This is a genomic window from Levilactobacillus mulengensis (assembly GCF_003946045.1).
Classification (GTDB): Bacteria; Bacillota; Bacilli; order Lactobacillales; family Lactobacillaceae; genus Levilactobacillus; species Levilactobacillus mulengensis.
The window spans coordinates 1-24,968 of record NZ_RHNW01000017.1; the positions used below are offsets into that span (position 1 = coordinate 1).

The 24,968-nt window shown below is 43.7% G+C and carries 23 protein-coding genes and 4 pseudogenes; 9 read left to right on the forward strand and 18 right to left on the reverse strand.

The features are described 5' to 3' along the window. Window positions 1–76: 76 nt before the first annotated feature. The 7 genes and pseudogenes from EKM84_RS12005 to EKM84_RS12035 form a co-directional block, all read right to left on the reverse strand. Window positions 77–535 (reverse strand): annotated as a pseudogene (locus tag EKM84_RS12005) (IS30-like element ISLsa1 family transposase); the annotation flags it as partial. 64 nt (window positions 536–599) lie between these two features. After that, window positions 600–914 carry a hypothetical protein gene (locus tag EKM84_RS12010; protein ID WP_107696668.1) on the reverse strand — a complete coding sequence of 105 codons (315 nt, stop codon included), beginning with the start codon at window positions 912–914 and terminating at the stop codon, window positions 600–602. Window positions 915–1,170: 256 nt separating this feature from the next. Next, a complete protein-coding gene (locus tag EKM84_RS12015; RefSeq protein WP_125765991.1) occupies window positions 1,171–1,905 on the reverse strand; it encodes a DUF4430 domain-containing protein in 735 nt (244 codons plus the stop codon). A 34-nt stretch (window positions 1,906–1,939) separates the two neighbouring features. Further along, window positions 1,940–2,992, reverse strand: coding sequence for a prenyltransferase/squalene oxidase repeat-containing protein (locus tag EKM84_RS12020; protein WP_107696670.1), 1,053 nt, complete (start codon window positions 2,990–2,992; stop codon window positions 1,940–1,942). A 19-nt stretch (window positions 2,993–3,011) separates the two neighbouring features. Then, window positions 3,012–3,722: an ECF transporter S component gene (locus tag EKM84_RS12025; RefSeq protein ID WP_003636323.1), complete on the reverse strand. Its 711-nt coding sequence runs from the start codon at window positions 3,720–3,722 to the stop codon at window positions 3,012–3,014. A gap of 7 nt (window positions 3,723–3,729) precedes the next feature. Beyond that, entirely contained in the window at window positions 3,730–5,394 is a 1,665-nt protein-coding gene (locus EKM84_RS12030; protein WP_071665514.1) for an ABC transporter ATP-binding protein, read from the reverse strand. After that, complete coding sequence (locus EKM84_RS12035) at window positions 5,382–6,278, reverse strand: energy-coupling factor transporter transmembrane component T (protein WP_068807709.1); 897 nt, start codon at window positions 6,276–6,278, stop codon at window positions 5,382–5,384. Before EKM84_RS12035 ends, EKM84_RS12030 begins: the two co-directional genes overlap by 13 nt. A 462-nt stretch (window positions 6,279–6,740) precedes the next feature. Here EKM84_RS12035 and EKM84_RS14445 point away from each other — a divergent pair, with 462 nt between their 5' ends. Next, complete coding sequence (locus tag EKM84_RS14445; protein ID WP_013854969.1) at window positions 6,741–6,869, forward strand: hypothetical protein; 129 nt, start codon at window positions 6,741–6,743, stop codon at window positions 6,867–6,869. Window positions 6,870–7,277: 408 nt separating this feature from the next. On the opposite strand, the gene EKM84_RS12040 is transcribed toward EKM84_RS14445, so the two are convergent. Continuing rightward, window positions 7,278–8,594, reverse strand: coding sequence for a DDE-type integrase/transposase/recombinase (locus tag EKM84_RS12040; RefSeq protein WP_225417763.1), 1,317 nt, complete (start codon window positions 8,592–8,594; stop codon window positions 7,278–7,280). A gap of 235 nt (window positions 8,595–8,829) precedes the next feature. Here EKM84_RS12040 and EKM84_RS12045 point away from each other — a divergent pair, with 235 nt between their 5' ends. Genes EKM84_RS12045 through EKM84_RS12060 form a run of 4 tightly spaced genes read left to right on the forward strand, consistent with a single transcriptional unit; the run spans window position 8,830 to window position 11,474 of the window. After that, window positions 8,830–9,342, forward strand: coding sequence for an ECF transporter S component (locus tag EKM84_RS12045; protein ID WP_125765992.1), 513 nt, complete (start codon window positions 8,830–8,832; stop codon window positions 9,340–9,342). A 14-nt stretch (window positions 9,343–9,356) separates the two neighbouring features. Then, entirely contained in the window at window positions 9,357–10,115 is a 759-nt protein-coding gene (locus EKM84_RS12050) for a hypothetical protein (RefSeq protein WP_080952785.1), read from the forward strand. A 16-nt stretch (window positions 10,116–10,131) separates the two neighbouring features. Next, window positions 10,132–10,893, forward strand: a complete 762-nt coding sequence (locus EKM84_RS12055; RefSeq protein WP_125643330.1) for an adenosylcobinamide-GDP ribazoletransferase — start codon at window positions 10,132–10,134, stop codon at window positions 10,891–10,893. Then, window positions 10,890–11,474: a histidine phosphatase family protein gene (locus EKM84_RS12060; RefSeq protein ID WP_071665518.1), complete on the forward strand. Its 585-nt coding sequence runs from the start codon at window positions 10,890–10,892 to the stop codon at window positions 11,472–11,474. Before EKM84_RS12055 ends, EKM84_RS12060 begins: the two co-directional genes overlap by 4 nt. Window positions 11,475–11,604: 130 nt before the next feature. On the opposite strand, the gene EKM84_RS12065 is transcribed toward EKM84_RS12060, so the two are convergent. The 3 genes and pseudogenes from EKM84_RS12065 to EKM84_RS12075 all read right to left on the reverse strand — a co-directional run bounded on the left by EKM84_RS12065 (window position 11,605) and on the right by EKM84_RS12075 (window position 13,626). After that, window positions 11,605–11,856 carry a GntT/GntP/DsdX family permease gene (locus EKM84_RS12065; protein WP_238144789.1) on the reverse strand — a complete coding sequence of 84 codons (252 nt, stop codon included), beginning with the start codon at window positions 11,854–11,856 and terminating at the stop codon, window positions 11,605–11,607. Window positions 11,857–11,882: 26 nt separating this feature from the next. Beyond that, window positions 11,883–12,023: pseudogene (locus tag EKM84_RS14350) on the reverse strand (recombinase family protein); the annotation flags it as partial. Window positions 12,024–12,249: 226 nt separating this feature from the next. Beyond that, the gene (locus tag EKM84_RS12075; RefSeq protein ID WP_024855732.1) at window positions 12,250–13,626 is read right to left on the reverse strand and encodes an FAD-dependent oxidoreductase; all 1,377 of its coding nucleotides are present in this window, start codon (window positions 13,624–13,626) and stop codon (window positions 12,250–12,252) included. Between the two features lie 273 nt (window positions 13,627–13,899). Between EKM84_RS12075 and EKM84_RS12080 the strand changes: the two are divergent. The 3 genes and pseudogenes from EKM84_RS12080 (at window position 13,900) to EKM84_RS14535 (ending at window position 16,614) form a co-directional block, all read left to right on the forward strand. Further along, window positions 13,900–14,334: pseudogene (locus EKM84_RS12080) on the forward strand (DDE-type integrase/transposase/recombinase). A gap of 919 nt (window positions 14,335–15,253) precedes the next feature. Then, window positions 15,254–15,709, forward strand: coding sequence for a transposase (locus EKM84_RS12090; protein ID WP_225418199.1), 456 nt, complete (start codon window positions 15,254–15,256; stop codon window positions 15,707–15,709). A gap of 485 nt (window positions 15,710–16,194) precedes the next feature. Then, the gene (locus EKM84_RS14535) at window positions 16,195–16,614 is read left to right on the forward strand and encodes a transposase (RefSeq protein ID WP_411348113.1); all 420 of its coding nucleotides are present in this window, start codon (window positions 16,195–16,197) and stop codon (window positions 16,612–16,614) included. A 159-nt stretch (window positions 16,615–16,773) separates the two neighbouring features. Here the strand turns inward: EKM84_RS14535 and EKM84_RS12100 are convergent, their stop codons facing one another. The 6 genes from EKM84_RS12100 to EKM84_RS12135 form a co-directional block, all read right to left on the reverse strand. Continuing rightward, window positions 16,774–17,979, reverse strand: a complete 1,206-nt coding sequence (locus EKM84_RS12100) for an NAD(P)/FAD-dependent oxidoreductase (RefSeq protein ID WP_125765993.1) — start codon at window positions 17,977–17,979, stop codon at window positions 16,774–16,776. A 217-nt stretch (window positions 17,980–18,196) separates the two neighbouring features. Continuing rightward, a complete protein-coding gene (locus tag EKM84_RS12105; protein WP_125765994.1) occupies window positions 18,197–19,117 on the reverse strand; it encodes an IS30-like element ISLsa1 family transposase in 921 nt (306 codons plus the stop codon). Window positions 19,118–19,375: 258 nt separating this feature from the next. Further along, the gene (locus EKM84_RS12110; RefSeq protein ID WP_025086106.1) at window positions 19,376–19,960 is read right to left on the reverse strand and encodes a recombinase family protein; all 585 of its coding nucleotides are present in this window, start codon (window positions 19,958–19,960) and stop codon (window positions 19,376–19,378) included. 109 nt (window positions 19,961–20,069) lie between these two features. After that, entirely contained in the window at window positions 20,070–20,705 is a 636-nt protein-coding gene (locus tag EKM84_RS14555; RefSeq protein ID WP_449821073.1) for a hypothetical protein, read from the reverse strand. Between the two features lie 405 nt (window positions 20,706–21,110). Beyond that, on the reverse strand, window positions 21,111–23,630 hold the full coding sequence (locus tag EKM84_RS12130; RefSeq protein WP_125765995.1) for a mucin-binding protein: 2,520 nt from the start codon (window positions 23,628–23,630) through the stop codon (window positions 21,111–21,113). A gap of 69 nt (window positions 23,631–23,699) precedes the next feature. After that, a complete protein-coding gene (locus EKM84_RS12135; protein ID WP_082265494.1) occupies window positions 23,700–24,137 on the reverse strand; it encodes a MarR family winged helix-turn-helix transcriptional regulator in 438 nt (145 codons plus the stop codon). A gap of 226 nt (window positions 24,138–24,363) precedes the next feature. On the opposite strand from EKM84_RS12135, the gene EKM84_RS12140 reads away from it, so the two are divergent. Then, on the forward strand, window positions 24,364–24,594 hold the full coding sequence (locus EKM84_RS12140) for a hypothetical protein (protein WP_225354318.1): 231 nt from the start codon (window positions 24,364–24,366) through the stop codon (window positions 24,592–24,594). Here EKM84_RS12140 and EKM84_RS12145 read toward each other — a convergent pair. Further along, a pseudogene (locus tag EKM84_RS12145) lies at window positions 24,578–24,961 on the reverse strand (ArdC-like ssDNA-binding domain-containing protein); the annotation flags it as partial. The gene EKM84_RS12140 and the pseudogene EKM84_RS12145 overlap by 17 nt on opposite strands. Window positions 24,962–24,968: the final 7 nt, after the last annotated feature.

The window sequence follows — 24,968 nt, forward strand, 5'->3', positions numbered from 1 at the left end:
CTGGGATAATTTTTCATAGCTTAAACTCGCTTTTTACATAGAAGTATATCAAAAATCATAGATCTTGGACAGCTTCTAACCGTTGATTAACAGTTGTTGGCCGTTGTTCGATGGAAGTCCCACTTGTAAATTTCCCACGATTTTCGCTCACTCGGTGCTGGCGGACATTCCGATTGGGTAGATCAGTCAATTTGAAGGGGAGCCAGCCACGATTAAGCCAATTATAAATTGACGCAGTGCTCAAGTTATAAGCGGCCGCAATGGTTTCTGGTGACCAGGTTAATCGTAAGTGATTGGTAATTAAAGTCGCTAATGCTGCCGTCAGCATCGAACGACGACCGCAATTCCGCCTTTTGCGATCTGCATCTTGCTGAGCTAATTCTGGATCATAAGGTTTAACCCGGTCCAACTCATAGCTAATCGTAGCTTTGGCGACGCCTAAGGCGTCAGCCATTACTTGGTAAGATTTATTCCCCTCATTGACCAGTTGTGCTAGTGCGCCACGTTGAAAACGTGATAAAGTAGATGTACCCAAAGTAATCACTCCCTATATTGGTTGGAATTAGCTACTACCATTGTAAGTGATTGCTTTGGGCTTTTTAATTCCTGTTCGGATTAATTATAGAATTTGCCGAATGGAAATACTTTCCAACACCAAAAATTCTAGACCCAATGGTTCCACCACTAATCGTCAAGGTATCGTTCGCAATTTGCCAAGTGACACCTCCGTCAAGGGTGCCGCTGTTATTGTCCTCTGCTTGGTCTTGAGTGGCAATAGTTGTGATCGGTGATGTTTGGGTCGTGGAAGTGGGGCTGGTGGCAGCAAAAGCTGGCATTAGAACCCCTGTCAATAATAAAAATGAAGCCCCCACTGAAGCCGCTGCAATTATTAGTAATTGATTCAATTTATTCATAAAAAACAACTCCCTCTAGAAAAATAGCTTGGTTACCACTCAAAAATTCCCCCGGATTATCGAGTGATCCCTTATCAAAGGAATATAACCTCTTTTTCGCCATTTATGTTTGGAGAATTGTCCAAAATTTTTCGGCATTTTTTGGAGAAAGCTCTAAAAGAGAATAATCATTAAAAGCGGCCACCGCCAAAGGAATATATCCCTCCCTTTGGCAGCAGTCGCTTTGTTTGAATCAATATTAGCGGGATCTAATCAGTTAATACCCCTCCGTTGTAAAGTACCAACGAACGTTGTCCCCACTCTTAAGCTTCGTTAAGTTTGCAGCATGGTCAATAAATTTCTTGTTAACACTGAACATCCAACCGGAACCGGCCTTAACGTCATTTTCCTTGAGGCCGTTAATGCCGTTCACGTAAACGGAGGGGCCCGGAATATAACTAATCTTCAGGTTCGTTTGCTTTAAAATCGAAAACGCGTTGGCGCCCTTTTTAACGCGCATCCGCTTCGAATAGAAAACTTTTTTGTATCCATCAACCGTTAAATGGATTTGAATTGTATTCTTAGCATTAGACGACTTTTTAGCCGCATGATGCGTATCCTGAACCACCTTGGTTTCTGCTTTGTGGTTAATTTTACCCAGCTTATCAGATTTAGGGGCATTTGACCGCTTAGTTTTAGCGACCTTGTTAGGACTTGCCTTTGCACTGGATCCGGTTGTCCGATTAGGGCTTGTGCTTGATTGAGAACTAGCAGTTTGGGTCTTGTTGGCTGTTTTTTGAGCCCGCCTATCTGCTTTTGGTTTTGCTTTGCTTGCACCTTTTGCTTTTTGCTGGTGACTTGGCTGTTTAAGATGACTTGAACTTGAAGAAGTCACTTGTTTAGAAGTTGTCGGCTTAGGGGCTGCGTCTCTCGATGAAATCACCTGTTGGGCACCAAAAGCGATTCCAATTGTGAGAATGAACGCAAGAATGAAGCCAATTGCTTTTTTCATATTGTTTTGTCACCTCTCACTCAAAATTTGGCGATTAATTAATTGTGTAAACTGAACGATTCTTTAAAGCAGCTTTATAAGCGGCAACCGCTAAATTTACCTGACCGACACCATAGAGCTGAGTAGCTGCGTTTTTAATTGAACCGGATTTATTGACATAGGTCAGCATTGCATAAAGCGGCGTCCTAGTTTGACTTGTTTTCATCGCCGTGTTATTCACATATTTCTTCATGCCAAAATCATTTGATAGGGCAATAATTGCTTCAGCGGTTGAATTGGCATTTGGCGTTGTTTTGCCATTAAACGTGTAGCCAAATGCACCACTGGGCTGCACAATACCAGTAAGAAATTTTTGCCCCTTCAGCAAGCTGTCCTTGACGTTAGTTGTATTAACCTTTCCTCGAGCCAGACCGGTTAGAACCATGCTGGTCGTGTCGGTATCCCTAACTCCTTGTTGGTTATTATACGTCCAACCGTGATTATTTAATTGAGCTTTCACTAGCCGAGCACTCAAGCTTGCTTTGCTAAACTTCGCTCCCTTTGGCTGCTTGAACTTTGAGCTCATCGAAATGGCAATCAGCACTTGTGCCTGGGCACTTGTCGTTTGTTTGGAAACACTTGTCCGGTACAACTTGGTTACCAGATTGATTCCCTTTTTGTGGCCATATGGCTTATAATCTCTAGCGTTGAGTCCCATCGCCTGAACAGCCATCACGGCATTGGCCATTGTTGCAGCAGGGGTTGTCTTTTTGATTACCAAGTTTTTTCGCAGCAACGTTTTTTCCTTGGTATTAAATTTATAACCGTTTCCCTTGAGCCCTAACAGAAGGTCAGAGTACCCCGCAGTCGCACCAGTATCAGGATTGAGTTTCTTACTAAAAATAGAACTGCTTTGACCGGAAAGTCCGGTCTTATTTTTAATCATCAGATTCTTCGCGTAACGGTAGTTGGCTTTGATCTTGCTATTTTGATAAGCACGACTGGCGGTCTTAACGCTGGCTGCATTGGCGGTGAAGGCTGGTGCGATACTGCCAAATCCTAATAGGGTTGAAGCAGAGATCATGAGTAGCTTTGATGTTAATTTCATTGATTAATCCATCCTTTTTCTATTGGTTTTTATCCGGTAAAATATTGTATTTGGTGACTAAGCGGTGAAACAGCTTCTCCCATGGCTTGTAAAATAGCGCGATGAGAAAGGCATTGGATGCTGCGTGGAACGTGTCAAATGGAAAGAAACTGGCCGCAAAAGCCAAGATAAAACTCTTGATGGTCAGCGGTGATACGTAGGCCAGGGCGTACCAGAGGTCCATGATCCAGCCAAACAAATAGCCCCAGACGCAGGCAAACACGATCATAAAAATCAGACTATGGGACAATCGGGCCTTCATGAAGAGGCCAGCGGTTAACCCCATTAAGCCCCAGGCGACCATCTGCCAAGGCGTCCATGGTCCTTGACCCATAAACATGTTGGAAACCAGTGCCGTGGTAGATCCTGTGATAAAGCCCAGTTCCGGGCCGAGACTGACACCGCTTAGAATTACGACGAAGCTGGCTCCCTGCACACCAGGAATGGCGCCCAGTGGGACCCGGGTGGCAACCGCCAACGCGATCAAAACGGCGACAAACATCAACGTTTGGGTGCTGATTGGATCGTGTTCGAAGCGCCAGTACGCGGGTAAAAGGCTACAGATTAGGCACATAAAGCTAAATAATAGGTAGTGCTTTCCCTTCAATAAGACAATGAATAGCAGAAAAATAAACATTAACAGTAACGCAATTAATAACCGATACCGGTTGAGTAACGAAGATTGTTTCAAGTAACACTCACCCCCTTTCTGGATGGTTCGCCAGCTTCAGATCGACTGGCAGTAGGGCGTCCTTAACCTGATCACGGGCAATCCGGTTAATTGGCGTGGTGAAGAAAAAGTTATCGGCAAAAAATGATTGCGTGGCAAGCAGCGTGTTGAGATGGCCATCAAACATAAACGTGCATTTGTCGGCAAATTTAGCACAGAATTCCATGTCGTGGCTGGCAATCACAATGGTCATACCGGCTTGTTGGTACTGTTTCAGCAGGTTGCCCACCTGAATCTTGGTGTAGGGATCCAGTCCCTTGGTTGGCTCGTCCAGAACCAACAGATCAGGGGTCGCCATCAGTGCGATTGCTAATCCAACCAGCTGTTGTTGGCCGCCACTAATGTCAAATGGATTTTGTTTCTCAATACGGTTCAAATGAAATTGATTAATCATATGGTCAACTTGGGCCTTAGCGTCTGGCAACCGTAATTCAGCCGCCTGAACTTCCAGCTCCTCACGAACGGTATCGGCTGTAAATTGGAGACGGGGAGTTTGCGACAGAAATGCCAGTTTGGCCATTCGCTGGTTAATGGCCATTTTCCAAACTAACTGGTGGACGAAACGAATTTTGCCGTGCTGCGGCGTCATTAGTCCACAAATCAGCGTTAACAGGGTTGATTTGCCGGAGCCGTTTTTGCCGATAATTGCCAACCACGTACCGGGATTAATCGCCAGGTTCAGGTGATGGAGGACGTTATGTTGGCCGTCGAAGCTAAAGGAAATGTTATTGACGGTTAGAATTGGTTTTTCGGCTGGGGGTAATTGCGCAACCTTGCCGCCGGTCGTCCCTGATTGAAATTGAAGATGGTGAGTCCGAATCGCCGACTGGGCATCGGCTACTGAAATCGGCAATTGGGAGGTTCGAATCTGTTGATCTAAGAAGAGCTTGGGAATTGACGGTACGAAATAGGTCAAGTGGGCATCAGTGGTCATTTTTGCCAAGCCGCTGTGGGGATCACCGTCAAAGGTCAGGTGGTGATCCTGCAGGAGAATCATCCGGTTGGCCATGGCTGCTACCGTGCTCAGCCGGTGTTCAGTCAACATAATTGTAATCCCTAATTCTTGATTAATCCGCCCTAAAACGGTGAGAAAATGCTGAGCGGTCAGCGGATCCAACTGGGACGTGGGTTCGTCCAGTAAAATTAATTTTGGGCGCAAGATGAGAACCGAAGCCAGGTTTACCAACTGAAGCTGGCCGCCGGATAATTGATGTATTTGGCGATCGAGGTTTTGATCCAAACCTAAGAAATTTGCCAGTTCGGTAATCCGGCGTTCGATTTCATTGCTGGGACAGCCAATATTTTCTAATGGGAAGGCCAGTTCTTCGATCACCGTTGCCATCACCGGCTGGGTTTGTGGATCTTGGGCCACATAGCCGACGGTTTGGGCACTCACCAACTTCGGCATGTCAGCAACCGGTGTTTCGGCAATTTGAACGTCACCAGTTCGGGCTCCTTTGGGCATGAGCTCCTTTTTCAAATGGTTAAGCAGGGTCGTCTTGCCACTGCCGGTATTACCGGCAATCACAATAAAATCGCCGGGGTCAATGGTGAAGTTGACGTCGTCCAGAACGGAGGTTGATTGATCGGGATAGGTGAACGTGAGATGGGTCACGGTAGCTAATTTTTGCATGAACGATAGACCCCCTCTGAGATTAATGGTAGTAAGAATAGGAGTGCCGTGACGACGATGGGCCAAGTATCGCCCGGCGTAAAAATGGTGGTGAAATTGGCGACTGAACGACTGGTGCCCATTGAAAGAATCCGGACGCCGATAGTTGCAACTAGCATGACGGTGGCAATCGTGATGAACAGCAGGTCACTAAACTGCCAGTGATACGAGCGGTAGTGGGTCCGCTTGGCGGCGCCAAATCCGCGGGCGTCCATTAAATTGGCGGTTTCCATCGCAGAAGACAGGGCGTCCTGCAGAAGAATTTCGAAGATGTGGAGCGTCTTTTGGGTGCGGGTCTTCAATGATCCATTAACCACGTCGACGTTGCGGGTTTTTTGCAGGCGCAAAATCCGTTTGAGCCTATCGGTGAAGCTGGTGACCAGCGTAAACGAAATGGTGACCAGTACTGCCAGCCGGGGCGCAATCGGCGAGAACACGTAGATCAGCTTGCTGGGGGTCAGAACCGCGTTTAGGACTGAAAAAACAAACAGCATTGCGATCAGGACAATTGCCATCGCAATGCCGTACAGAAATGCCGGATACGAAAATTTGAACGTCAGAATGCCCCATTTGAAATGCCAAAGAATCGGCGGAAACTTTTGATTGAGGAGCGTATTGAAAAATAGAATCATTAATAGAAATGAAACGGCGTATTTCAGTTGGCGCGCCGTCTTTCGGCCGCCAAGGTAGTAGGTGGCTGTGATCGTGAGCGCGATGAACTCAGCCACCGCGACCGCCACGTGATTAAACAGCAGGAGGCAGACGATCAGCTCAGTAAAGTACAGCGTGAGCGCTACTGGATGAAGCTGCGAAAAAAACGTCATCTTGATTGGGGTGTGTGTCATGGAAAATCCCGACTTTCTAAGGGTTAGTAAGCCCTTCCAACAGTATATCATCGTTGCCAAGGGTGGTAAACGGCATATCTTGTGTGGTGGCTAGTATTATTTTGAGGCGTTTTTAAATGGTGAAATTTGCGAACTGATTTATCACCTTTTGGATATTATGTACAGCCTTTTTACACCATTTTTACACTAAATTTACCGTGACCTGCTAAGCTGTCATTTATACGGGTTCATCCGAACAAGCGAGGTGGTTAACACGTAAATAACTTTCTGAAAATCATTGAAAGCAAAAGCTGCAACATCCTTCAAGCAACATCCCGAGGCGGAAAAAGTCATCCGTGTCGGGGCTTTGCTTTGGTAAATTTTATAAGCATATTACTATCTCCCTGGTCGACAGTAGCGCTCTACTACTTAGTAGAGAGAAGATTGATAAGCTTCATAGAATTGACCAAGGAGGAATGTTTTATGCCAAAGACTTTGAAGAATTTATTTGCAAGAACCACTGAAAGAAAGAATCGCCGTTCAGGAACCTTGAAAGATGATTTGAATTCACGTCTTTTCTGGAATTCGGTATTGAAAGGCCAACAGAAGTAATCATGGTTAAATTAATAAGTTTTGCGTGACGATCCTCATCAGTTTTCGGACTGAATGGGGATTTTTTGTATGGTGGCTAATACCAAGTGCTGTCCGACACCTTTTGGGTTTTCCAGTGCTAAACTATAAACGTTAGGAAATCGGTAATGTCCAAAGTTCCATGAAAAAGTAGATTCTAATATGGTTTTCATTCAGGTTTGCAGTCTACTACGTGGTCGTAATCGTCAAATGCACCTGACAAGCCGGCCAATGGGTTGGCTCAGCGGTGCCGAGGCGATGGTTAGACGAAATCAAGGCCACTTAAATAAGCCTCGGGTCATTTAAGTTTAACCCATTGGCTTTTCGGCTTGTCAAGTGTTCGCTACCGCCATTTGACGATAACGAACCACCGGGCTCCAATTACCAAAATCAAGCGGTTGGTAGCTGTTCTTGAGCGAGTTTGATGAGTCTCAACCACTTGTCTGGCATGCGGGTAAGTCCCGTTAATTCAGGAACTTCAACTGGTGGATGGTATCCCAGACTTTGATGGGGCCGTAAAAAATTATGGCAGAGTGAATACAGCGTCACGTAAGTGATAGAGCCGCTGGCTGACTTAAAGCCCCCCATTGGGCGATAATTAGCTTTCAGTGAGCGATTTAAGCGTTCAATGGTTTGCTTGGCGGGGCGATATTCCTTTGCCACCTCGGTTTCGTTGGTTAAGCCTTTAACGATATTAAGGTCGAAGTTGATGCCTTCCTGATGTGCATAATATAGTCTGGCCACTCGATAGATGGGATTATCGTCAACCGTGAACCGCAGGTTCTCAGGAATCACTTGATACTTTTTGAGGACTTGATAGATCGCGATGCACGCTGATTCAGTGGTTCGCTTGGGGGTCACGTAATCTGCCAGGATAATTTTTTTGTTCACGTCATAGAAGTAGAACAGATAGTGCCATTTTCCTTTCACGCGCAGATAAGTTTCGTCACCCACCAATTGGCTGGAAAGCTGATACGGATAATTATCCAGGAAGGGTCGAATATTGGCCGCCACGGCTTGTGCGTAATTGAGAATGGTTTGCTTGGAAATCTTGATGCCATGGATGTCGTACATTAACGCGGCAGTCTTGGCAGCGGAGATGCCATAGTTCACACAGTAGCTGAGGATTAATCCCAGCACTTGTGGTGAGGCCTGAATGCGACTGAGGTCAACCCGAGATTGCGCGGATGATTGCGGGGCTATCTGGCGAATTTTAAAAGCGTATTCCCGATAGATGTACCGTAACTTGAATTGTGATGGCCGCTTTAAGTATTCCTGGTATTGACTGGAATTTAGTTTGGCCAGCTCACGTTTGCGATTAGGGCAGTGACGATTATTGCACCGCCAGGCCTTGAAGTTGGCCCGCTGCTTCGCAAGTTCCAGTTTGTTTTGGCAGTCGGGACAGAGAAGTAATGAGCTCTTATCACCACCGCCATTGGCATACAAGTATTGACTTGGTGCGCCACACCCGGGACAGGTTTGTCGCGGGAAGGCAAACGCCTGCCGATGGTTAACCGGTTTTAACGGCTTGCCGTGCTTTGCTTGATAAGCTACTAATAATTCCTGGTAATTCAGTTGGTTTTTGTGGATATTTGCCTGGAGAAGCGGCAGCTTATCATCAGCTTTGAATTGGTTGAAACGTCGATAGGTCGGGCTTTCTAGCCGTGGCGTTTTGGAATGAAGATAAATATTTGCCAGTTGGGTCATTAGAATCAAAATAAATTGTTGTTGAAGCTTGATTATTTTAACTAAATACGCTAATAATTGTGTAAGCGCTTGTCTAGATCCCTTTCTGGTTCAGTTTTTGTGTTTGTGTGGTGCTTACACTATGCTGGAACTTTAGGGGGAAGGATATTTTGAAATAAAGCTAAATATCCCCACCCATCTCTGATACAATCGAAAAGGAACTAAAATTGATTATTATGAGGAGGATTTTGCAATTATTACACAATCAGATCGACTGAAGCGCCTCACCCTAGCCGCCATGCTCTTGGCGCTCTGCGTGATTGGCGCAAACGTCAAAATCATGGGCTCAGTGGCCTTTGATTCAGCCCCGGCATTCTTAGGAGCGGTGTTGCTAGGCCCGTGGTTTGGCGCAACGTTGGGATTATTCGAGCACCTGGTGTCCGCCGCGTTGGCGGGGTTTCCTCTGACATTGCCGATTCATTTAATTATTGGCGTTGCCATGGGGATTTGCATGCTGATATTTGGCCTGGTTCGTAAATGGTTGGGCAAGGATACGCTGAAGGGCGTGCTGACTTCTGACGTGCTGGGCTACGCGATCAATGTGCCAATCGAGTTGGTGCTTCTTTATCCGCTTATGAAGCAGGCGGTTTGGGCGTTCTTTGTTCCACTGACCATCGCAACGATTCTAAACTTAATTGTTTGTGAAGTGATTTATGCGGCACTGCCCCATCGAGTGAAGGATGCGCCGTTTCTGACGCCGCAGAAATAGGGGGAACCGATTAAATGAACCAAATGAACCCACGATTTCGTGATTTATCGGTGGTGCCAACGAGTCCCACAACAGCGCTGGTGATTGCCTGTGACAGCAGTGCGGGGATTGGTGAGAAGCCCTTGGACGCCGTTCAAATTGATTCGGCGATTACCGCGGCGTATTCACTGCGGGTACCGCTATTGGAGCTGCTGTGCTTTGGGGCCCGGCCAATTGCCGTCGTTGACACGGTTGGCAACGAAATGGTCCCAACTGGCCGTCGGGTAATTCAGGGACTTAAGCGTGAATTAACCAAGGCTGGATTTTACGATATTCCATTGAATGGTAGTACCGAAGATAATATGCCGACCCGGACAACGGCGATTGGGGTGACCGTGATTGGCCAAATTAATCGGAAAGATATTCCCACGACATCGATCGATGACTCTCTGATCGTTTATCAGCTTGGAACACCCTACGTTGGGGAGGCGGTCAAAGCCCATTTGGCAACGATTTTTTCTTACGATCAGGTTCGAACCATTCGCGCCACCCCAGCAGTGGTGGATATGCTGCCGGTGGGCTCAAAGGGAATTGCCAACGAGCTGGCCCAGATGGCCGCCACCCATACCGCAAAAATTTCCGCCGTGGTTGACCTGGCGGATGCTGAATTTACGCAATCTGCCGGACCGGCGACCGTGTTACTAGTTGCCGTGGTGGCCGATAAACGTCAATTATTTGAAAGGCAATTTCCCGAGCTGACCGAAATTGCTCAGCTTCACCAAAACTCAGATTAAGGACGGCATTGATTCTATGTTTGGTTCATTGATATTGTTAACCCAATTTTTCACCAGGATTCCCATTCCGTATGAAATTCCGGATGCAGCGGTAAAGTTCAAGAAGAGCATCCAGTATTTTACCCTGTTTGGATTTTTGATTGGCTGCATCGAGGCCCTCTTTTTCTGGCTGATGACCTTGGTATTTCCCAGCTGGTTTGCTTGGATCTTATTCTGGGTGGCCGATGGGGTTCTAACCGGCGGCTTTCACTTGGATTCCTTGGCCGACACTGCCGACGGTCTTTATTCATCGCGGACGGTGGACCGGATCAAAGAAATTATGAAGGACAGCCGGATTGGTACCATGGGAAGTCTGGCCCTGATCTATTTCTATGCAATTGTCATGGGTGCCGGGGTTGTCTGCAGTCAGTATTTGGCGGCCTGGCAATTCGTTTCATTGGTGGCCTGTACGACCATGGTGGCCAAGACCGGCATGGCGCTGTTATTTTACAAAATGGTTTATGCTGGCAAAACGAAGGGGCTTGGTAATCTCTGGACTGGTGTTGCCACCTGGCAAATCATGATCGCTCAGCTTTTTTCGATTTTGGTACTTGGTGGTCTGTTAGGGACTTTCGGCCTCTGCGGTTATCTCGCAGTGGTCCTGGGAGCTCTTTGGTACCGGCACTACATCACGCATAAACTGGGCGGTTTTACCGGTGACACAATTGGTGCGTATGGTGAGCTGGCTCAAGTCGCGTTTTTATTGGTAGTAACAGCGTTAGTGAGGGCTTTTGGATGAAATTATTAATGACTCGCCACGGTGAGACGCAATATAACAAAGAAAAGAAATATTATGGACGTACGGATATTGAATTGGATGGCTTGGGACTCAGGCAGGCGAGAGAGCTTGCCGATAAGCTGAAGGCCACAACGATCGATTACGCAATCCGCAGTGATTTAAAACGGACTCAGCAAACCATGGACGCAATCATGCAATATCATCCGCAAACCAAACAGATTATCGAAAAGGACATTGACGAAATGCCTTTTGGAATCTGGGAAGGTTTGAACGCTGACCAGGTAGAAGCTCGGGATCCAACAACCTGGGCAGCTTGGCTGCAGGCGCCGTTTGATGTCACCCCCGCTGGCGCCGAACCATACCGAGTATTTGAAAAACGGGTGACGACCGCCCTCGACCATTATCGGGAAACGCTGCCGTCAAACAGTACATTGTTAGTGGTTGCGCATCAGGGGGTGTTGCGAACACTGTACCGTTATTGGACCGGCGGCGACTTTTGGTCGGTGGATTTTAAAGCGGGCTGTTATTCGGTTTTTGAGACGGGAGACGGTGGTGTGTCGTTGGTGAGTCTTAATGACTAGCAAAGCCTGAAAATGCCAGGTTAGTTGATTAATTTTAAAATGATAACCAAAAAGCAGATTTCAGTGAGTAACCAGGAATGGCATGAAAAGTTGAAATCTGCTTTTGAGTATAATTAATCATTTGCGGCCATTACATAACTAAGTCTAATCCCAGGATCACAATAAGGCCAACGAATGAGTTGACAAATTCAAGGGCACCCCATGTCTTGAAGGTATCCTTAATTGAAATGCCGAATGATTGCTGGAACAGCAGGAAGCCACCATCGTACATTAACGTCATGGTGTTACTACCCACGGCACATGTAAGTACCATCAGTACAGGATTGACGTTGAATGCGGCGATCATTGGCGCAACGATTCCGGCGGCGGTAATGGCAGCCACCGCGCCCTGACCAGTCAAAATTCGGATATGGAGTTCATGATCTTAGTCAAATCATGGTTGTTTCTGCCTAAGCGATCTAATTCAGTGACCATTACAATATCACCCTCACGAATATAGGCCAGCATTTTTTGCAGTTCTGGCCGATTAGTGTTAGCCCCACTTAATTTTACAATCTACCATAATAGTCTTGCATATTTAGATGTCCTTTCGGGGATAATCTGTGGGTATCGGGTGTGACCGATGCCTTTTTTATTTTCCATTATATCAAAAGGCGGTCTAGTGAGAATCCGAAGATTCTCACTAGACCGTCTTATTTGTGGAGACTTATGTCACAGCCTCTTTTTGATTTATTCGTGATCCTAAACAGCAAGTTATAAGTGGTCGTTACAATTTCTATTTTGTAAACTCAAGTTCACCAAGAGCACGTTGGGCTGCTAAGTTCAATAGGCTCCACTGTCGGTCAAAGCCTGGCTGGAAGAAAAAGTCAGCTTCGGCTAAATCTTCCAGTTTTAATCCTTGTTGGATGGCTAATGAAATAACATTACCTTGGGCAGTGATATCATAAGTTGACAATACAGCACCACCTAATAGTTGATGAGTGTTTGGATTGTAATCCAGCTCTACGTAGACCTCTGTATTTCCCTTCTCCATAGGGACATAAGCTGGACGTAAAGTGTCTTTGTAAAAAGATGTGTTAATCTTAATATCGGCCTTTTGGGCTGTGGTCATATTCAGACCTGATGTGGCAAAGTGATAGTCGAAAACACTTAATGCTGATGAGCCGACTACTCCTGAAAATGGCATAGACGGTGTGTTCTCAAAGATGTGTTCCACTACATAACGGGCTTCACGTCGGGCAACCGTGGCTAAAGCTATCGGCATGTTCCTCTGAGCAGGAATTGAATAGGCCAACACCGCATCACCTATGGCATAGACATCAGGCAGATTAGTTCTCAAATATTTGTCAGTTTTAATCCACCCGCGCTTATCTAGTTCAACCGTTCCCTTTAACCAATCAGTATTAGGTTTAACTCCAACAGCTTGAATGATCAAGTCACTAGGATATTCTGCATCGTTGGTCTTAACAGCAGAAACCGATTCAGTCCCTTCATAGCATTCAATCTTAGCGCCAGTGACAACTTGAACGCCTTTGCTAGTCAATTCTTTTGATAAAATATCTGTTAATTCGGTATCTAGGTAGTTGCCCAGAGGCCGATTAATCATGTCGATTAATGTAACATTCTTTCCAGCTTTGATGCTGGCTTCAGCAGCTTCAACACCAATGTAACCAGCACCAATAACAGTAATATTTTTAACATCTGGGTCAGATAATTTTGCTTTGATCTTTTCTGCCCAATCCTTGCCGCGCATTGAATAAACGTTTTTTAGCTCATGACCAGGAACGGGTAAATCGTTTGGAGTTACGCCTGAGCTTAAGATTAATTTATCGTAATCATAGCTCTGTATCTTACCGGATCTTAAATCTTTCACGGTAACTTGCTTATTTTCTGGATTTATTTTGGTCACTTCATGATTGGCATATACTTCTGTCCCAAATTTTTCGAGATCTGCAGGTTTAAAATTACGGACATCATTAATACTCGTTACACTGTTTTCTAAATATAATTCCATACCACAGGACATAAAAGAAATAAAATCTCCCGCTTCGAAGAGTTTAATATCTAGGTTTGAGTATTTGTGAGTAAGTTCCAAAACCGACTGATGGCCGCCGTGCGAGGCACCAACAACAATAACTTTTGTCTTCGACATAAAAATATAGCCTCCTAATAGATGGGTGACAAATAATAAGATGAATCTACTTACAAAAAAGGTCCAAATATAGTTTAGAATCATTCTAAAAATAAGTCAATCAAATTCAACTAAAAATACTCCTTTTAGGAACTAATGAAATTTGTTGAGAAATAAATTTACTATTTTAACAATCTAGATCGTCCACCAACAAGAAACGGTTCTGGTGCAAAGCTTTAGTAGCACCCATAATTTGGTAGAATGAAAGAAATTTCTTGAGAGTTGATGACATGAATTGGGTTTAAAGGTCGTCATTTTAATCGAGATATCATCACATTAGCCGTTGGCTATTATTTTAGATTTAATTTAAGCTATCGTGATATCGTTGAAATTATGGCTGATCGGGGTGTTTCGGTAAACCATACAACGATCATGCGCTTAGTTCACCACTATGGCGCAACGCTCAGAGCAATTAAACCTGTGGCTAAAGACGGTTTGATGGACCTAAAGGCCCATCAATGTTCCAAATAGCGCAACAATTTAATTGAACAAGATCATCGATTTATCAAAAGACATCGTCAGTCAGCAGGATTTCAAAACATACGCACGGCAGCAAGTACCCTGGCTGGAGTTGAAGTTATTCACGCAATGAGGAAAGAAAACCGAAGAAACGGAAGTCTCCTTGGTTTTTCAGTGATCAATGAATTAAAACAAATGCTGGCAGCGTAAACTGCCTATAGCCCAGAACGATCAATTCATGTGAGCCCATTTATAATTTTGCACCAGAACCATAAGAAGAAAGTAATAGAAATATTTCGAGATATTTTTAAGATTGCGTCAATGTCCAGATGGTATCATCATGAAAATCGGGTACAGAGATCCAAACGTAGAAAAGAGGAATGTAAGTCACAACTTAGTTATGCCGACTTGAAAACGCTACGGAAATCCTGCTTTTGGATATTTCTGGTATCCACTTTTCTCAACTGGGGATTCATTGGTGCTGTATGTGCCATTGACTGGATTGGGTTATGGATTGTTGCAACCCTGTACTAGTTGGTGGTAGTATATAAGTGCATGGAGAGGTATCTCTGTGTACGTGCATGTGTGTTGATTGATTGAAGGAGTCCCTATCCCCCATGGGTAAGGGCTTTTTTATTACTTTCATCTGTGATATCATATTGTTTGCATGAGGATGCTCTTTCATTTACGTTTTGTGAGTACTTGCTATCAGTCTGGTAGGGGGCTTTTCTTGTTCTGAAGAAGTGTTATACTCTGAGTGTCCCAGAGTTAATCTACCTCTTGCTTAGATTTTATTCCAGAAAATCTTTGCCTTAAAAAAGCTCGCTAGTTCCTTTCTAGAGTGCTTTTTTATTACGTAAAAAAGTGTTAATATTTAAGTGCATGAAAATGCCCTTTCATGTATGATTAGTTGGCCCTTACTCTTGGTCTTGTAGGGGCTTTTCTTATGCCTTAATCCGTGTTATTATATTGCTTGTACCAATCACCTCAGATACTACCTTCATCAATTTGTGCAGAGTTAAAAATGCCCTTTAGTGAAGTGCTTCATAATTGTTAGACAAAGAAGTCTAACGATTGTGAGGTACTTTTTTCATGGTTAAATAATAGTTCTGTTTTAAAAGCTCAAATTATAAATGAACATCTCAGCGACGGTACTTCCGGAGCGGAACTAGCAAGAAATCATCAATTACCCAAGCGACAAGTTAATCGATGGCTTCAACAATATCATCTGAACGGCATTGAAACACTTAAGCGGTGCAAAACTCGGCGTAAGTTCTCGGCAGAATTTAAATGGTATGTGATAAACTACTACCAAACTCATGATGAGTCTTTAGCCGAGGTTGCCGGAAAATACAACGTTTTAGCCTGTCAGATTAGTGTTTGGCGAAAAACGCTTATTCGAGACGGCTATTCTAGCTTAGAGCCTCATCCCAAAGGTAGGTCAACCAAAACGAAACGTTCTAAAAAACAGATTCGTCAATTAGAAAAACAGAGTGAAATCGAGCGTTTACGAAGCGAGATCGCTCAAAAGAATCAGGAATTCTATGACACAAAGTTGGAGAATGACATCCTAAAAAATCAATGACCCTGTTCGGACCTTCAAAGGGCATCAAAAAAAAGAAATAGTTGATCAGATCAGGGCGGATCAAGTCAAGTTACCCAAGAAACAACGTTATAGAATTGGCGATATACTTAGTGCCATTGGGCTTAAGAAGGCCACGCATAATGATGAACGTAAAGGGATCAAAAATCATAATGATAAATATGCTGAAAATGGTAAGTATCGTGGTCGGTTAACCTACGGTTACCGGTGGGTTCAAGATGAACTAATTAAGCTTGATGTTCATATCGCAGATGCGGTTGTCGACTAATGGATGAATTGGGCGTACAAGTGAGTCTTTATAACCGGAACAAGAACAGTAGTAAATATTCCTCTTATAAGGGTACCGTCGGTAAGATCGCCGAAAATCTCTTGGAACAAGACTTTAAACAGGCTAAGCCTTATATAGTACTCCATACAGATATTACGCAAATTCGCTTAGCGAACCACGATGAGCTTATATCTCAGCTATTACCGACGAGGCCAGCAAGGAAATTTTAGCATTTCAAATCAGTAATAGTCCCAATTGCATTCTAATAACCAAGACCGTTGATGAATTAATCAATAAGTTACCAAGTAATGTTCAACCCATCACTCATTCCGATCAAGGATGGCATTACCAACTAGATTCCTATACAAAAAAATTATCTGAACATGAATTTATCCAAAGTATGTCCCGCAAGGGAAATTGTCATGATAATGCCCCGATTGAAAGCTTTTTTCACCTTTATAAGACCGAATGTTTGGCTGGATTCTCACCGTGTAAAGGCTTAGCCGAATTAAAAGCAGTTTCTTTAGAATATGTTAATTGGTTCAATTACCGACGAATCTCATCAAAAATAAAGGGTATGTCCCCGTGTGAGTATCGAGAACATACCTTAGCGGCATAATAATATTTACTTTTGTCTAACTTTTGTGTTGCACTTCATGCACTTTAAAATGACTCAAGGCTAGTTTTTATTTGCTACTGAGCCATCGTTAATGATGGCCATTTTGTTCTAAAGTACATTCGTGATGACGCAATGATTCACCGATATCTCATCCAGATACTAAGCCTTCTTCTCTCGAATGGAGCCCACCAGATCATCTGTATCTGGAGCGTTCGCAAGCAATGCGCGAACATCATCAAGATTCACCTTAACATTCCAAACTAAAACACCAACTAACTTATCGGTATCTATGAAATAGACAAGCGATCCATGCGTTCGCCGATCAAAAATCAATTGCAATTTAGGATCAATATTACCGATTGCTTGCCAGGAAATATCAAAAATCATGGAATAGAAGTATGGGGTATGCTGATAGCTCATGTGAGCACCTGCCATATTACGGCCAACTAATTCACCAGAAAGTCGGGCATGGTCCACGTGCTCAATCCGTTGCCGACCCAAGATGTGATCTGGATAAGAGGCAATATCTCCAGCAGACCAGATGGCTGAGTCACTAGTATTGAGATACTCATTAACTTTCACACCACCATCAGCTAAATCCAAACAACTGTCTTCAGCTAAACTAATCCGCGGCGTAACGCCTAACCCAACAATGATCGTATCGGCTGCGATCACCGTACCATCCTTTGTCAATAGAGTCAAGTGGTCACCTTGGCGTTGATATGATTGGACAAACTGACCACTCATCAGTGTGACACCATTGCGTTTGAACGTGGCTTCATACTCAGTCCGAATAGACTCAGGAAATTTACCCTCACCCAGCGCTTTTTCTGGAAAAATCATCGTAACTTCAGTCTCATTTTGGGTCAGTGACGATGCGAGCTCTGTACCAACATATCCACCACCAATGATCACAACTCGCTTGTTCGGACCACTAAATTTACGTAACTTGCGATAATCTGACCACTGTCTAAAGACTAGCACATGTGGATCAGAAGGTCCCTGGATTTGTCTAGGTTCTCCGCCAGTTGCTAGCAATAGCTGTTCATACTTGATTTGCTCACTATCGGCCAATGTAATGACCTTATCTTGCCGATTAATAGCCGTAACCGTTGTCTTGAACTTAAAAGTCACATTGGGATAATTTTCAGCACCAATCTGAATGTTCTCTTCAGTAAATTCATCATCTAGCCATAGTTTTTTACTCAGTGCCGGTCGTTCATATGGGACATCCGCCTCTTGCGAAATAATTAAGATCTCACCCTCTGAATCTTCCTGTCGAATTCCCTTGATGGCATAGCCAGCAACCACTCCGCCACCAACAATGACGTATCGATAGCTGTTTGTCTGATCCAAATCACTCATCTAATCGCCTCCATAACTTTACTTTTTCTAGGATCATTGTAATATAAAAACGCCATGATTCGAAAAATAACGATCAGAATTGTCAATCGTTGCTTGCTTTTATCAGAATAATAATTTTATTTACATACTGCTACAAAGCTATCAAATATCACTATGATCCAGATTTAGAATTGCGGATAACACAGCATAAAATAATATTATTTGGCAAATTACAAGTTTAATCCGAACAAGCCCGGAAACTTTCAATGGCAGTCTGTTGATGATGTATTTTTAATGGTCGTTGATTAATTAGTTCAAGTGCTGCTAGGATCTCATCAGTCGTTACTTGGCTAAAATTGGTCTTTTTCGGGAAGAACCAGCGTAACCGTCTATTAAAATATTCATTGGAACCTCGCTCCCATGGTGAATATGGATGGCAAAAATAAACTTTGATCTGATAATCCTGTTCTAAGGCCTGATAATTGGCAAACTCTTTACCATGATCAACAGTAATGGATTTTACTTGGGGACCGAAGGCCCCCATAAACTTGCCAAAGGCGGTGTTTAGAGCCTTAGCCGTTCTATTAGGGGCTTTGATGGCCCATAGAAGTCGGGTCTTACGTTCTACGAATGTAACCAGACATGATCGTGACTCACTTCGACTAGAAAGCACCGTATCTACTTCCCAATGACCAAATGCTAACCGTTGATTAACAGTTATTGGCCGTTGTTCGATGGAAGTCCCACTTGTAAATTTCCCACGATTTTCGCTCACTCGGTGCTGGCGGACATTCCGATTGGGTAGATCAGTCAATTTGAAGGGGAGCCAGCCACGATTAAGCCAATTATAAATTGACGCAGTGCTCAGGTTAAAAGCTGTCGCAATCGCTTCTGGTGACCAAGTTAAACGTAGGTGGTTGGTAATTAAAGTCGCTAATGCTGCCGTCAGCATCGAACGACGACCGCAATTCCGCCTTTTGCGATCTGCATCTTGCTGAGCTAATTCTGGATCATAAGGTTTAACCCGGTCCAACTCATAGCTAATCGTAGCTTTGGCGACGCCTAAGGCGTCAGCCATTACTTGGTAAGATTTATTCCCCTCATTGACCAGTTGTGCTAGTGCGCCACGTTGAAAACGTGATAAAGTAGATGTACCCAAAGTAATCACTCCCTATATTGGTTGGAATTAGTTACTACCATTGTAAGTGATTGCTTTGGGCTTTTTAATTTCTGTTCGGATTAATTATAGAATTTGCCATTTTAATTAAAAAACCTCAATTTTTAAGGTAATCATTTTTGATTTTAATTTGAAGTAACAATATTCGAAGAGTTGTCATTTTTCTTGGTCATTTCTCGGATTTTAGTGGAGTTAGAAGTTTCAAGTGGTCCGCTCTGCTATGATTCTCTCATGTAAACATCATCTTTGTATATTGAATTTCTTTCGATATCTGATAAAGGTCGTCCGTTTAATCCCTGTATTACGGGCAACATCTACATCACTCATACCCGTTTGATAAAGCTTAAAAGCGTGTTGCAAACGGGGATCATCTTTGGCATATTGGGGTTTGCGGCCATGATATTTACCTTGCTGTTTGGCAAGCGCAATGCCTTGTTGCTGTCGCTCAATGATCCGCTTACGTTCACTTTCAGCTTGGTACTTGTAGAGTTCAATAATCAAATTGGTCATCAGTTGCCGTAAGTTGGGATCCGCAATCCCGGTCATGGACGGTAAATTCAACACATCTAGGGTGGCCCCCTTATTTTGAATGGAGTTCATGATCTTAGTCAAATCCTGGTTGTTTCTGCCTAAGCGATCTAATTCAGTGACCAGGACAATATCACCCTCACGAATATAGGCCAGCATTTTTTGCAGTTCTGGCCGATTAGTGTTAGCCCCACTTAATTTATCCGTAAATAATTTATCAACGCCTTTTAAAGCCGCTAATTGTCGATCTAAATGTTGCTCCTTGGAACTCACACGCGCATAACCGATTTTAGCCATTTCCAATTCTCCTTTTGGACAGTTCTAATGAACACTTGTAATTCCTAGTATAGCACAGAAATAAAAAAGACCAATAGGGCATACCCTAATGGCCGTTTTTGATCCATTATCAATGGCTTTTTAAATTAGGGCCTAGTACTTTTGGAATGGAAATACTTTCCAACACCAAAAATTCTAGACCCTCAAAAACTTGAACATGATTATTCCGAGCTGTATTGAAGATCGTTTCGGGTAGCGATTTATCGGTAACAATGTAGTTAATCGCGCTCATTGGTGCACTCATGTATAGTTGATGCTTACCGATTTTAGTGTGATCCACCAACAGCACAACCGCATCGGCATGAGCGGAAAAAGCTCGCTTGATATTAGCCTCTAAATCATTGGCATCCCTAGATTGCATAATTAAAGTTACCACCCAGTAAATGTGAAAAAAGACTATGGCAATAGTCAGGTGCTCATGTGTGATTACACGCAGGCAAAGGAGATTAAAGTCGTGCTTAGCGAGATTGCCGATCAGGTTGCTGGCAGACTTCGTCACCATCAAGCACAAGGTGAAGTGGTTAGCGTTGGGATTGATTATGCTGATGCAGAAGAAGCGGGCACCTCCGGTTTCGGTGTGCAAATGAAGATTGATCCCACAAACCACACTGACGATTTGAGCCCAAAAAAACGTCCGCACGTCCAACCGTACAATTCTTGTCCGGACCATTGACATTCTTGCCGAACGATTTGGCAGGTCATGCATGAATTAGGCATTCAATCGACTATGTATCGAAAACGTCCTAAAAAGCCTACAACCAATACTGACACGTCGCAGAAGCCTAATTTAATGAGACATCTAGCTGATTTATCTGGGGTCGTTACCATTGACATCACCTATATTCACCTGATCAATCAAAACTGGGTTTATCTCGCAACTTTGTTTGTCGTTCCTCGGTCACATCAAAACAAAATAAAACACTGGTAAAAGACCTGATGATGCGTGAATTTAAGAAATAACCAAGTGCCTTCGTCAGACCGTAACTTCTTTTGTCCGGCCTATTGACATTCTTGCCGACGTAGAGCCAAATAAAGACCCTGAAGAATAATAATATTCTTCAGGGTCCTCTTTAAATAATCTATATTCGCTACAGATATATTTATTTAATGGTTAATCATTACGACGTTTCTTGATACCAAGAAAACCGTGTAAACTTCCAAACATTGCCAACAAAATACCAATAAATGAAATTGTTTGACTTTGACTATTGTTTTCACCAGTTTGAGGTAATTCTGGTGAATTAACAGCACCGTTGTTAACTTTAGATCCTGTATTAGTCGACGTATTGATTACTCCATTGTTAGTAGCGTTACTTGGCTGGGAAGGATTTCCTGGTTGTCCTTGTACTGGCGTTGCGACCGGTACAGATGGCGTTAAGTGAATCGACGTAACAGAAACACTAGGCTGGTCCGGTGTCGAAGGGACATCAACCTTTTCAGGAGTTGTTGGCACGTTTGGAATGTTCTGCTTTTCCGGAGTAGCAGGCTTGTTTGGTACGTTTGGCTTTTTCGGAGTTGACGGCTTATTTGGTACGTCTGGTTTCTCCGGCGTCGATGGCTTGTTCGGTACATTCGGTTTCTCTGGCGTCGATGGCTTATTTGGTTCCGTTGGCGCAGTCTTCTTAATTAAGTGAACGTAGAATTGTTGCACAGTGCCATCCTGGCTATAGACAACCCCATCAGTTGGGTAGTTATCACTGACAAATGTGTAGCCATTGCCTAAATAGCCATCAATCGTTGGCTTTGTTCGATATGAGTCCGTCGTATTGAAATTACCGCTCAGATCTTTGGTTTCTAGCGTTTGACCATTTGCATCGTCAATGTATGTGACCTTAGCTGTCTCTTTATTTATCGCATACGTTACAGTTGTCACTACATTAGCACTAGTTTCCGTCAGACCTGTGACTTCGTCGACTGACTGATGATCGGGCGTATAACCGGTGATTACAGGCGAAATTTTTTTATTGAACGTCGTATCCCCGTTGGTTGCAGTCCATGCTTGATACAAACTGTCGCCTGTAACCTCATCAATGGTCCCTGTCCGCGTAAACGTCACTTGATCGGTTTTGTCATCCGCCGCCTTTGTGCCGTCGGTATAAACATAGTGAACGGTTTGCGTAACAACCTTGTTTAAAGAATCTTTTTCAAAACCGTTCGGCCACTTTGGACCATTTGGCACTGTAGGATCAAACGGCTGCCCCGTTTTACCTGGCGTCGTAACCGTTGCCGTAGCAATTTTGTGCTTTAAATGAACAAGAAATTGCTGCTTTGTAGTGCCGTCTCCATATTTAAATCCTTTTGTAAAATCATTGCTAACCACTTCATAACCAAGATTTGCATATGCGTTCAAAATGTTGGTTTGATCATAGTTTGAAATCGAAGAGGTCCGCCCACCTTTGAGATTTGTATAGTGAAGCATTTTATGAGTGGTGTCATCAAGATAGACGATTGTGGCCTGCTGTGGATCAGGATAAAGGTGGTAATAAGTATCAACAGCAGGGTTACCGGGTGTTTCAAACGGTGCAATTGCATATCCCTTAGAAGGGTCGCCAGCATACCAGAGATGTAGCTGATGAAAACCTTTTGTTCCAAATTCAGACCCACGGGCCGCATCATCAGTAACGTAATAAACGTATCCTGTCCAGCCAGTAGCTGTTGGGTAATGAATGTAATGTTCATCAGTGTAAGGCAGGATTGCCGTTGCATCGTTAGGATCATTCAAATACATAAAAGTTGGCTGCCCTGTCCATGGGTTGGTCTGAGTGGGATCACTAGTCGGTTCGGTGTAGAGGTCGTGATCCGATTGCAAAGTGGCAGAGGCTGTAATGTCAGTGGCAGGCGTGGTATCAGTATCGGATAACAGATCTAGGCTAGTGGCTCTACCTACGCTCAAATTTTTTGCTGCAGCCATCAACTCAGTTTGCTCAGTAGATGTTGATGAAGTTACCGCTTGTACCTCACTCGTAGTGTCTGAATGATTGTCTGCCTCAGCATTGGAACTCGCTGTCGAAGCAACACTCACAGAATCGGAGTGAGATGATGCAGCAGCACTATTATCTATTTTTTGTTGACCAGAGCTTGCAGACGAACTAGAAACTTCAGTGCTAGTTGGCGTTGATGAAGTTACCGCTTGTACCTCACTCGTAGTGTCTGAATGATTGTCTGCCTCAGCATTGGAACTCGCTGTCGAAGCAACACTCACAGAATCGGAGTGAGATGATGCAGCAGCACTATTATCTATTTTTTGTTGACCAGAGCTTGCAGACGAACTAGAAACTTCAGTGCTAGTTGGCGTTGATGCGTTCGTTTTCACTGCAGACGTTTGTGATTCAGAACTTGCTGTTGAAGTAGCGACCGCAGTATTTGCTGACGTTTGCGAAGCAACACTAACTGCTGACTTTGAAGCTGCACTAGTTGCGGTTGAGAGCGCAACTGCCGATCCCGTCGTTACTGACGTGAAATTCGCGCCACTGACGCTGTCGTTTGTCGCTAAATCAGTATTGCTGTCAGCGTGAACATTAACTGTTGTCAAATACCCAGTCAGTCCCAATCCCAAGGCCATTGCCGTAATACCACTGACAAGCCATTGTTTTCCATCTTTGTACATTTTGAAGTGTGTTTTAGTTTCCAAAATAATACCCCCTCATTTTTTAAAAATTGAGTCGCTAGAGCATGTGCAACAACGTTTCTGCCTTGTCGTTTATTCAGACTCATCATTACTGTAATAATGGGTTGAGTTAATAATCGTACTCGTAAACGTCGTAAAGTCGTTATGTAGCAGTTTGACGCCAACCATCCCCATCGTTTTAATGACATCATGGGCAACAAATTGAGTGTGATCGTTAACACGCTTCATTAAGCGTTCGCCCTTGCTTGTCAAATGAATATAATACCGACGTCGATCATTGCAGTCCGCAACCACTTCGACTAAACCTTTAGTTAACATGCCGGTAACTTGAGTTGAAATCGCCCCTTTAGTAATGTGATTCCGCTCAGCTAAATCCGACATCGTTAGTCGCTGTCCCTTTGAGATTTGAGTCAATAGTGAAATACTGCCCCAGCCTTCGCCGAATTCTTGAACCGACTCTTTTAGCATCTGCTCAATCGCCCGGAAATTCGTTTGATAGTCATCAGTCAATAACTTGACGACTCGATCCACTTCTTGCTTAATTTACGTCATTAAATTCGTTCAAGTTATTTCTTGCAATCTGCCATTTTATAATGTAATTTCTTTTCTCCCAATAAATTCCTTCCCGCTCAATTATATTGAGCCAACCTAATTTTAATTATACCCTTGTAGAACAGAATGACACGCCTAATTCTGCAAAATAAAGCACTTTTTTGTAAATAGTCAGGGAGATATCATGAATCAGTCAACTTTTCAGCTACTTGGTAATGTTGCTTCAGCAGATTTCTACCTTTGTGAAGGCAGTGATATTACTTTAATATCTGATAATAATGCCTATAATATGAAAGCTTTAGCCCAAGAAGTGCTTAAACTGCGTGTTCCTAATTCTTTGACCGTTATTGATTTAAACAACTTCTACGTTGGTATGATCCCTATTGATCATAATCAGATATTGGTTCACCGCTAGTTTGTGCCACATCAAAGACGGGTAGATAGCGATAACCGACAATGGCGCGCTCATCGGTGGTATCAAGACGCTTCTGCTCGGCTGGTGTTAGCTTCTTAATGATCGGAGCCGCAATCCGAATCGCTTTTGCGCCCCGGTTGACGGTGCGGTTAAAAGCCTTCTGCCATTGCTTAAAACCGGCGACTTGAGTGGCTTGAAGATTTTGCGCATAAATTAAATCAATGTTTCTGGCGCTATAACGATGAAATTTAGCCAGGGTATTGAGATACTTTTTAAATTGGTCACTATCAGTTAATTTTAGGATTTGCTGTTCAGCCTGGGCGACTAATTGTGCTTTCCAAGCCTTAACATCTGCTTTATTTGGCATAAGATAC

Bases quoted from the DNA above. Each gene is read 5' to 3' on its own strand.
- EKM84_RS12010 (WP_107696668.1), bottom strand. From the start codon at position 914: ATGAATAAATTGAATCAATTACTAATAATTGCAGCGGCTTCAGTGGGG.
- EKM84_RS12015 (WP_125765991.1), bottom strand. From the start codon at position 1,905: ATGAAAAAAGCAATTGGCTTCATTCTTGCGTTCATTCTCACAATTGGA.
- EKM84_RS12020 (WP_107696670.1), bottom strand. From the start codon at position 2,992: ATGAAATTAACATCAAAGCTACTCATGATCTCTGCTTCAACCCTATTA.
- EKM84_RS12030 (WP_071665514.1), bottom strand. From the start codon at position 5,394: ATGCAAAAATTAGCTACCGTGACCCATCTCACGTTCACCTATCCCGAT.
- EKM84_RS12035 (WP_068807709.1), bottom strand. From the start codon at position 6,278: ATGACACACACCCCAATCAAGATGACGTTTTTTTCGCAGCTTCATCCA.
- EKM84_RS14445 (WP_013854969.1), top strand. From the start codon at position 6,741: ATGCCAAAGACTTTGAAGAATTTATTTGCAAGAACCACTGAAAGAAAG.
- EKM84_RS12040 (WP_225417763.1), bottom strand. From the start codon at position 8,594: ATGACCCAACTGGCAAATATTTATCTTCATTCCAAAACGCCACGGCTA.
- EKM84_RS12050 (WP_080952785.1), top strand. From the start codon at position 9,357: ATGAACCAAATGAACCCACGATTTCGTGATTTATCGGTGGTGCCAACG.
- EKM84_RS12055 (WP_125643330.1), top strand. From the start codon at position 10,132: ATGTTTGGTTCATTGATATTGTTAACCCAATTTTTCACCAGGATTCCC.
- EKM84_RS12060 (WP_071665518.1), top strand. From the start codon at position 10,890: ATGAAATTATTAATGACTCGCCACGGTGAGACGCAATATAACAAAGAA.
- EKM84_RS12075 (WP_024855732.1), bottom strand. From the start codon at position 13,626: ATGTCGAAGACAAAAGTTATTGTTGTTGGTGCCTCGCACGGCGGCCAT.
- EKM84_RS12100 (WP_125765993.1), bottom strand. From the start codon at position 17,979: ATGAGTGATTTGGATCAGACAAACAGCTATCGATACGTCATTGTTGGT.
- EKM84_RS12110 (WP_025086106.1), bottom strand. From the start codon at position 19,960: ATGGCTAAAATCGGTTATGCGCGTGTGAGTTCCAAGGAGCAACATTTA.
- EKM84_RS14555 (WP_449821073.1), bottom strand. From the start codon at position 20,705: ATGCATGACCTGCCAAATCGTTCGGCAAGAATGTCAATGGTCCGGACA.
- EKM84_RS12140 (WP_225354318.1), top strand. From the start codon at position 24,364: ATGAATCAGTCAACTTTTCAGCTACTTGGTAATGTTGCTTCAGCAGAT.